This window comes from Pseudoalteromonas sp. Angola-30, from assembly GCF_028599215.1.
Lineage (GTDB): Bacteria > Pseudomonadota > Gammaproteobacteria > Enterobacterales > Alteromonadaceae > Pseudoalteromonas > Pseudoalteromonas atlantica.
This window is the reverse complement of the sequence record NZ_JAQREI010000089.1, coordinates 1-256: the sequence shown is the minus strand read 5'-3', so window position 1 is coordinate 256 and position 256 is coordinate 1. Positions and strand designations below refer to the sequence as shown.

The 256-nt window shown below is 46.5% G+C and carries 1 protein-coding gene; it reads left to right on the top strand.

The window, feature by feature from the left end; all coding sequences use genetic code 11:
• Positions 1-256, top strand: a 256-nt coding sequence (locus tag PSH54_RS20865) for a hypothetical protein (RefSeq protein WP_273607023.1), incomplete at both ends; no start/stop codon positions are given.

Sequence of the window (256 nt, the reverse complement as noted above, 5' to 3'; positions counted from 1 at the left end):
GTTACTATAAACGGCACTGCCGTAGGCGTAGAAAATGGGCAAACGGTCACCGTAGTAGTGAGTGATGGCACAAACAGTGAAACCTTCAGCGCAATAGTAACTGATGAAGCGTACACAATCACAGGTGTAGACGTATCAGCACTTAACAACGGCACATTAACAGCCACAGCCACAGTGAGTGACATTGCAGGTAACATAGTTAGCGATACAGACACCGCAACTCACGATAAAACAGCCGTCACTAGCATAGAAGTAG